The 8378-nt window shown below is 45.5% G+C and carries 7 protein-coding genes; 2 read left to right on the top strand and 5 right to left on the bottom strand.

Features of this window, described 5'->3' with window-relative positions; all coding sequences use genetic code 11:
- Positions 1–102: 102 nt before the first annotated feature.
- The 4 genes from MHM99_RS20210 to MHM99_RS20195 form a co-directional block, all read right to left on the bottom strand.
- Positions 103–561 carry a YaiI/YqxD family protein gene (locus MHM99_RS20210; protein ID WP_049589157.1) on the bottom strand — a complete coding sequence of 153 codons (459 nt, stop codon included), beginning with the start codon at positions 559–561 and terminating at the stop codon, positions 103–105.
- A 25-nt stretch (positions 562–586) separates the two neighbouring features.
- Positions 587–1348 carry an SDR family oxidoreductase gene (locus MHM99_RS20205; RefSeq protein ID WP_014949725.1) on the bottom strand — a complete coding sequence of 254 codons (762 nt, stop codon included), beginning with the start codon at positions 1346–1348 and terminating at the stop codon, positions 587–589.
- Positions 1349–1424: 76 nt separating this feature from the next.
- A complete protein-coding gene (locus MHM99_RS20200; protein WP_049589159.1) occupies positions 1425–2192 on the bottom strand; it encodes an SDR family NAD(P)-dependent oxidoreductase in 768 nt (255 codons plus the stop codon).
- 76 nt (positions 2193–2268) lie between these two features.
- Positions 2269–4071: an acyl-CoA dehydrogenase gene (locus MHM99_RS20195; RefSeq protein ID WP_049589161.1), complete on the bottom strand. Its 1803-nt coding sequence runs from the start codon at positions 4069–4071 to the stop codon at positions 2269–2271.
- A gap of 142 nt (positions 4072–4213) precedes the next feature.
- Here MHM99_RS20195 and MHM99_RS20190 point away from each other — a divergent pair, with 142 nt between their 5' ends.
- The gene (locus tag MHM99_RS20190) at positions 4214–5203 is read left to right on the top strand and encodes a helix-turn-helix domain-containing protein (RefSeq protein ID WP_049589163.1); all 990 of its coding nucleotides are present in this window, start codon (positions 4214–4216) and stop codon (positions 5201–5203) included.
- Between the two features lie 262 nt (positions 5204–5465).
- Positions 5466–7748 (top strand): TonB-dependent receptor, encoded by a 2283-nt coding sequence (locus MHM99_RS20185; protein WP_049589165.1) that lies wholly within the window; start codon positions 5466–5468, stop codon positions 7746–7748.
- A 71-nt stretch (positions 7749–7819) separates the two neighbouring features.
- Here the strand turns inward: MHM99_RS20185 and MHM99_RS20180 are convergent, their stop codons facing one another.
- A complete protein-coding gene (locus MHM99_RS20180; RefSeq protein ID WP_049589166.1) occupies positions 7820–8176 on the bottom strand; it encodes a hypothetical protein in 357 nt (118 codons plus the stop codon).
- Positions 8177–8378 lie beyond the last annotated feature (202 nt).

The following is an 8378-nucleotide window of genomic DNA, read 5'->3' as shown; positions in this document are numbered from 1 at the left end:
AAAGCTGCACTCAAATGGTACAGCTCCATAGTTGACGCAGCCTGGGCCGGAGGCATATGAAATTAAATTCGTGGGGATCCCTCAGACTCTGACCCCAATGTTTTATTTGAGGTTGCGGAGGCCTTGGGTGAGGAGTCGGTCTAGTGCGTTGGCAAAGTTTTGTTTGTCACGTTGGGAGAAGGCTTTTGGACCGCCTGTGTGTTCGCCGCTTGAGCGCATGGTTTCCATGAAATCACGCATGCCCAGTATCTGCTTGATAGACGACTTGTCGTATTCTTCACCACGATTATTCAACGCTAGCGCATTTTTCGACAGTACATCTGCGGCCAATGGAATGTCATTGGTAATCACCAAGTCACCCGCTTCACACTTCTCTACTATATAATCGTCAGCAGCATCGAAGCCTGACGGCACTTGCGTTAAGGTTATGTGCTTGTCTGGTGGAACAGACATGGAATGGTTAGCCACCAAAGACAAAGGCAGCTTGGTACGTCTGGCTGCCTTAAAAAGAATGTCTTTGATCACTGCAGGGCACGCGTCGGCGTCAACCCATATATGCATGGTCGTATCTCGTAACTGTATCTAATTACGCTAGCATACCACCATCTACTACCACTGTCGTGCCGGTCGTGTAGGTTGAAGCGTCTGATACTAAATACAATACCGTGCCCGCCATTTCATCTGGGTCAGCGACACGACCTAGTGGAATAACTTTAAGTGCGTGCTTCAGGATTTGCTCATTAGTTGTTAACGCTGACGCAAATTTAGTATCGGTTAAACCTGGCAATAATGCGTTTACGCGAATGTTCAAGCTACCGCACTCTTTTGCAAATGACTTAGTCATGCTGATGACCGCAGCTTTCGTAATAGAGTAAATACCCTGCATGTCGCCTGGTGTTACGCCATTTACCGATGCCGTGTTGAGAATGACGCCACCACCCTGCTCTTTCATCATTTTTCCAGCTTCAATTGACATGAAGAAGTAGCCACGAATATTGACGTCTACAGTTTTATTGTAGGCGCCAAGGTCAGTATCTAAGATATGCCCAAAGTAAGGATTGGCTGCCGCGTTGTTTACTAGAATATCCAGTTTTCCAAAATCGCGTTTAATGACGTTAAATGCTTCTGTAATTTGCTCCATCTCACCCACATGACACGCTAGCGCTGTCGCCTTACCACCTGCGTCACGAATTGAAGAAGCAACGGCTTCACAGCCGTCAATTTTGCGGCTTGATACAATTACATGCGCGCCATACTGGGCAAGCAAACGGGCAATAGACTCACCGATACCGCGACTGGCACCTGTAACCAGTGCCACTTTTCCTGTTAAATCAAAAAGGTTCTTCATTGTCATATCCTTAATTCTTGCTGATAAAGTGCTGTGTGCTTAATTTCTCTTATTAACGCTTGTTGCGGTGCCTGCTCTAGGCCAACATACCACCGTCGAGTACTACTGACTGACCCGTCATGAATGACGACTCATCACTACACAACCAAGCAATGGCATTAGCAATCTCTTCTGGTTTACCCAAACGCTTCATTGGATTGGCGCCAATAAGCCCTTTTTGGCCTCTTTCATCCAATTTTGATAAAACGCCTTGCACCATAGGAGTATCGACAAAGCTTGGACAAACAGCGTTAATGCGAATGTTCGCCCTTGCGTATTCCACCGCCGCCGATTTAGTAAGCCCCACTACCCCATGTTTGGAAGCGCTGTAAGCGCTAATCATAGGCGCAGAGCGCAATCCAGCTACAGAGGCAATATTGATGATGTGGCCACCGCCTGTCGCCGTCATATGCTTGAGGGCGTTTTTCATGCAATACCATACGCCAGCTAAGTTGACCTGAATATTCTTCATAAACATGGCATCATCGACTTCAGTTAGCGGAGCTGGAAAATGGTCGATACCCGCGTTATTAATAATTACGTCAATCTTGTCGTTATGAGAAAGCGCCGTGTCGAACATCGCTTTGACCTGAGCCGATTCGGTAACATCCACAGCCACCGCATAGGCTTTGCCACCTGCAGCAACAATTTCTTCAGCCAATGTTTTGGCATTACCTTCGTTTAAGTCGGCAATGCCTACTGTTGCACCACGCGCACTTAATACGCGGGCCGATGCAGCGCCGATCCCCGAGCCGCCACCAGTAATAAGAATATGTTTACCTTCAACATTTGCAGCTACATTCATTAGCTGTACTCCTATTTAGTGAACAAGCGCAACGTCGTTAATTTTGGTCACTGCGCATGCTCTTTGATTTGAACGATTAAAAATAACTCGCTTTCACGTTGTTACACGTCGCCTCGCGTGAAGAAAGTACCTCAATATCGCGACTGACAAGCGGTAATTCCCAATTTAAGAAGTATTCAGCAGCAGCTAACTTACCTTCGTAAAAGTCAACGTCTTGCTCGCCTGCACCGTTAGCGAGTGTTTGTTCGGCAACATTTGCCTGGCGTAGCCAAATCCAGCTAACCACACAACTTGAAAAGATATTTAAAAAGCAGCTCGCGTTAGTTAGTAAAACAGGCTGTTTATCAGATCGCAGGTCGGCCGCAGCTTGTTGGATTAGACCGCCAAGCTGATCTAGATAAGGTTTTAATTTTGCAACCAGCGCCTTTGCTCTTGGCGTTTCTGCGCGCTTCATATCACTTGTAACGCGAGAAAGCAGAACTTGAAGACCTTTGCCGTCGTGCTGCCATAACTTTCTTCCTAGCAGGTCTAACGCCTGAATACCATTTGTACCCTCGTGAATTGGGTTTAGGCGGTTATCGCGCCAGCACTGCTCAACAGGATATTCACGGGTGTAGCCCGCACCACCAAGAATTTGAATTGCCAAATCGTTGGCTTTAGGGCCAAACTCCGAAGGCCATGCTTTGAACACGGGTGTTAAAAGATCTAAAAGCTGAGAAAGTTCGGTACGCTTTTTGCTGTCTGTTTCCGTTTCCATCTCATCGATGAGCATGCTGCCGTACAAGCAGAGGGACATACCGCCTTCACAGTAGGCCTTTTGCGCTAGCAACATACGTCGCACGTCACCGTGATTGATAATAGGTGTAGGCTCGTCTTCTGGCGCAAGATTAGGCGCAGCGCGACCTTGGGTACGATCTTTTGCGTATTCTAGTGAGTAACGGTACCCGCGATACCCTATCATGGCAGCACCATAGCCCACGCCAATGCGTGCTTCGTTCATCATCATGAACATGTAGCGCAAACCCTGGTGCGGCTCGCCAATCAGGTAGCCGTGGCAGTCACCATTTTCGCCAAAGGTCAGTGCGGTTGAAGTTGTACCTCGGTAGCCCATTTTATGGATAAGACCAGCAAGGGTTACATCGTTGCGCACATCTGGGTTGCCCTCAGCGTCGAGACGGTATTTAGGTACAGCAAACAAGGAGATGCCTTTTACACCAGCTGGACCACCTGGAATTTTCGCCAACACCAAATGTACGATGTTGTCAGAAAGCTCATGCTCACCACCTGATATATAAATCTTGCTGCCTTTGATTCGGTACGTACCATCATCTTGCGGCCTTGCTGATGTACGAATATCAGCAAGTGACGAACCGGCATGGGGCTCGGTAAGTGCCATGGTGCCAGTAAAGTCACCCGCTAGCATTTTTGATAGAAACGCACTTTTGATATCTTCGGAGGCAAAGTGTTTAATGACATTAGCGGCCGCCGCAGTTAAGAAAGGGTAAGCGGTTGACGATGGGTTTGCCGCTAAAAAATAGCCCGCGCAGGCATTCATCACGGTAACAGGAAGCTGCATGCCGCCATCTTCAAAATCGAAGTGACCCGCGATAAAGCCCGATTCTCTATAAGTATCGAAGGCCACTTTTACGTCGTCAATCATAGAGACTTTAGTGCCATCGAATGTAGGCTCGTTTTTATCAGCAACGGCATTATGAGGAAGAAATAACTCTTCTGCCATCTTCTCGGCCATATCAATAACAGCGTTGAAGGTTTCTACATTGTGCTCTTCGAAGCGAGCTTTTTCACATAAGGCTGCGGTGTTTAATACTTCGTACAGCTGAAATTGCATTTCACGGCGGGGAATAAGTTGATCGGCCATGGTGTCCTGTCCTCTACGAAAACTTGTTAACACATTGTGTCATATTCGTTATCGTGCCATCATTGTCATTAATGACACAATAATGGTCAATCACGCCAACAATCACTGAGTTTTATCTTATTTTATAACTCGAATTATTTTTATGAATAACACGAAGTTCACCGTTACCGTAATCGGCTTTAACCAAGCCTTGGCATCTGCCATTACAGGAGCCCTCGATGTATTTGCTTTCGCAGGTATTAGTTGGCAGCGAATACACAACTTACCAACCAACCCTCAGTTTAAAGTACAGTTGGCCAGTCACCATGGGCAGCCTATTCTTTGCTCTAATCAAGTTGTTCTACAGCCCAATATCGCCATCGAAGAAGTCTCACACACTGATGTCTTGTTAATTCCCACCATTGGTGGCGATATTGATGAAGTGCTAGAAAGCACAGCGCCTCTGCTTGTACACATAAGGCGTCTGCAGAAAATGGGGGCCGACATTGCCGCCAATTGCACCGGTACTTTCCTTTTGGCCCAATCTGAATTATTGGACAATAAAATTGCCACTACGCATTGGGGATATGCAGATAAATTTAAGGCCATGTACCCTACCGTAAACTTACAACCCGAGAAAATGGTTACTGAAGATGATACGGTGTTTTGTGCAGGCGGCGGCATGGCGTGGATTGATTTATCTATCTTGTTGATAGAACGCTACTGTGGTCATCAGATTGCGAGCGATACGGCAAAATCCCACGTTTTGGATGTGTCCAGAACAAGCCAAACTATTTATGCCAGCAGTCGTCAGCGACGATTTCACTCAGACAAGGACATTAAAGCGGTACAGTCTTTTCTGGAAAAGAACGTACAAAATAAATGCACGCTAAGCGAATTAGCACTACGGCATAATATGACGGAACGCACACTTATACGCCGATTTAAAAACGCGTGTGATATTACACCAGGTCAGTATTTACAGTCGCTGCGCATTGAGCACGCGAGAAAGCTCTTAGAAACCTCTAGTATGCCGTTAGAGAGCGTGATTAGCGCTGTTGGCTATGAAGACCTTAGCTCGTTCACTCGACTATTTAAAAAAACGACTGGTTTATCACCTTCTCAATACCGAGCGAAATTCAAGCGAGGCTAATTTGATTTAGATGGTTAGTAGACTACTTGCACCAAAAAATATCTCTCTATTAAGTTTGATGTTCCATGCCTGTGCACACAGGCTTTTTAGTTATATTCAATCTAACTAATATTGTGCATTTTCGATGAAAAACACCTTGGTTTGCACAAATTTGGAGTTTTTATGTAAAAGTTTGTGTAAAATGCAGCGCCAAGCATAGATTGTTATTTTTTGTGCTAAAAACACTACAAAAGTATAAATTTAAAATCATCTTGGTGGAAACATGAGAACACACAAAATCGCCACACTAGCGTTAGCCGTTAGTGCTGCGTTCAGCTCTTCAGTTCTTGCACAAGAGGCCGCGACGACAGAAAAAAAAGAAGCCTCACTTGAACAGATTACCGTTACTGCGCAAAAGCGTACTCAGTCAATTCAGGAAGTGCCAATCTCAATCTCTACGCTTAGCGGCGAGCAGTTTGAAAGCCTTTTCTCAGGCGGTGGTGACATTCTTGAGCTTGCCACACGTGTACCTGGTTTGTATGCAGAATCATCTAATGGTCGTGTTGCTCCGCGTTTCTACATTCGCGGTCTTGGAAACACCGACTTCGACTTAGCAGCATCTCAGCCTGTTGCAATCATGATGGATGGCGTTGTAAAAGAAAACGTAATCCTAAAAAGCTTCCCTCTTTTCGACGTATCACAAGTTGAAGTACTTCGTGGCCCACAAGGCACGCTTTTCGGTCGTAACACCACAGCGGGTATTGTGAAATTCGATTCGAACAAGCCAACTCAAGACTTCGAAGCATTCACTGAAGTAAGCGTAGGTAACTTAGGTACGTTTAACGCTGAAGCTGCAATTAGCGGCGGGCTTACTGATGAATTATCAGGTCGTTTCTCTGTACTTTCTCAAAACAGAGATAACTGGATTGATAATGGTTTCACTGGCGAATCTGACGCACTAGGTGAGTACGAAGAACTAGCTTGGAGAGGCCAGCTTTTGTGGGAGCCAACTAGCTTCGACATGACTGCCCTACTTTCTATTCACGGCCGAGATCTTGACGGTACGTCTACTATTTTTAGAGGCAACGCACTTACTACTGGCTCTAACGAGTTCAATCAAAACTACAACCGCGATAAAGTGTATTACGATGGTGGTGCTGGAAATCGTCAAAAATATACGAACGAAGGCCTTTCATTAACACTAGATTTCTTCTTAAGCGGCGGAATGACGCTAACGTCAATTACGTCTTACGAGCAAGCTGAAGGAAGCAGTCGTGGTGACATCGATGGTGGTGCTATTGTTCCTCAAGGAACCGCCGTGCCTGACGGTATCACCTCTGTTGACTACCTTGCAGATACAGACTTTGATGGTGTTGGTGATACGCCAGTAACATCGTTCCCTGGTTTTATTCCATTGGGCTCTGATACCACTGACTTACTTGATGACCTTCAGCAGGTTACGCAAGAAATTCGACTCGCAAGCAGTGATAAAGGCGACTTTACTTGGCAAACAGGTATTTTCTTGTTTGAATCTGAGTTCGACGTAACTACCAACCCAGGTTTCACCATCGCTACAGTTACTCACGAAAGTTCACTGTGGGCGGTATTCGGCCAAGCTGAATACAAGTTTAACGACGAGACTACGCTTGTAGCTGGTATCCGTTATACTGACGACGAGAAGAAGCTTTTTGACACTAACGGCACTGCGTCTGTACCGTTTGACCCAATCACGGTTGACGACCAACGCATTAGCGGTGATTTAAGCCTTAACCACAAACTGAACAGTGAAGTAAGCGTCTATGCTCGCTACGCGCACGGTTTCCGTGGCCCTTCAATTCAAGGCCGAGATGCAGCATTTGGCTCAGCACCATCTGTAGCTGAATCAGAGGTTATGGACTCTTTTGAAATTGGCTTTAAAGCCGATTTACTTGACGACACCCTACGCTTCAACGGTGCAGTTTACTATTACAGCATCGATGACATGCAATTTACTGCAATTGGTGGTACTGACAATCTAACTCAGCTTATCAATGCTGATAGAGGCACCGGCAAAGGTTTTGAGTTTGACGTTAAGTGGCTTGCAACAGATAACATTTTGTTAACTGCAGGCTATAGCTTCAACGATACTGAAATAGATGATCCTAACTTGTTAGTTGCGCCTTGTGGTTCTGGTCAATGCACTGTGACTGATGAGCTTGTTGATGGTTTTGCTGCTGTTGATGGAAACCCATTCCCTCAAGCGCCAGAGCAAACTTTTGTATTTACAGCAAGGTATTCAATCCCAATGGGCGATTCAGGTGAGTTCTTCGCATTTACTGATTGGGCTTGGCAAGGTGAGACAAACATCTTCCTATACGACGCTGTTGAGTTCCAAACAGACGGTCAGTTTGAAGGTGGCCTTCGTTTAGGTTATGAAAACTTTGATCACGAATACACTGTGGCTTTGTTTGGTCGAAACATCACTGATGAGGAAAACCTTCGAGGAGCAATCGATTTTAACAACTTGACTGCGATCGATAACCAACCTCGCGTATTCGGTATCGAATTTAGAAAGAGCTTTTACTAAATTTTTATTGAGTTACTAATAAAACGTATTACATAACACAAAGCGGTAGCTGTATTTCAGCTACCGTTTTTTTACGCCGCCATATCAATATCAGACGTAGGCATTTGTACTAGCTGCTGTAATTTTCTGCACACTTCCACCCAGCGGGCAACTTTCTGGTAGTAGACCTGCTCAATTAACTGCCCTTTTTCATTAAACAAAAAGCTAGCTAATTTCCCCTTATTACCCGGCATATAAAAGTGATGCACGGTAAATTGATGAGACAAAGGGGCATGTACCACCTTTTGATACATACAGAAAGGCAACCCATTTGCACGCTCGTCGCCCCCAGTCAAGCGGCTACGGCGTTGAAACGTGTCTGATCCGAATTCTGCCATAATGCCGTGTTTTGAAATAAGCTGATCAACCGCTTTAATGCCTGTTTGCATAACTATCTCCTAAACGTTGCGCTTTTTAGCGAACCAAGATAAGACTCAAAATAAACCATACTGATATTTATACAGTATATGTTCATTTGTTTAAAATGCAAACATCGAGTAGGGTGAGGCGTCACCGCCTCATCCCTCTCACAGAACCGTACATACGGGCCTCGTATACGGCTCATATACACAGTTATTTAGCGTGATTGCT

The organism is Alteromonas sp. MmMcT2-2, from assembly GCF_022348305.1.
Lineage (GTDB): Bacteria > Pseudomonadota > Gammaproteobacteria > Enterobacterales > Alteromonadaceae > Alteromonas > Alteromonas macleodii.
This window is presented reverse-complemented; position numbering and strand designations above follow the sequence as displayed.

Coding starts and splice junctions, on each gene's coding strand:
- MHM99_RS20190 (WP_049589163.1), top strand. CDS start 4,214: ATGAATAACACGAAGTTCACCGTTACCGTAATCGGCTTTAACCAAGCC.
- MHM99_RS20205 (WP_014949725.1), bottom strand. CDS start 1,348: ATGAAGAACCTTTTTGATTTAACAGGAAAAGTGGCACTGGTTACAGGT.
- MHM99_RS20210 (WP_049589157.1), bottom strand. CDS start 561: ATGCATATATGGGTTGACGCCGACGCGTGCCCTGCAGTGATCAAAGAC.
- MHM99_RS20195 (WP_049589161.1), bottom strand. CDS start 4,071: ATGGCCGATCAACTTATTCCCCGCCGTGAAATGCAATTTCAGCTGTAC.
- MHM99_RS20180 (WP_049589166.1), bottom strand. CDS start 8,176: ATGCAAACAGGCATTAAAGCGGTTGATCAGCTTATTTCAAAACACGGC.
- MHM99_RS20185 (WP_049589165.1), top strand. CDS start 5,466: ATGAGAACACACAAAATCGCCACACTAGCGTTAGCCGTTAGTGCTGCG.
- MHM99_RS20200 (WP_049589159.1), bottom strand. CDS start 2,192: ATGAATGTAGCTGCAAATGTTGAAGGTAAACATATTCTTATTACTGGT.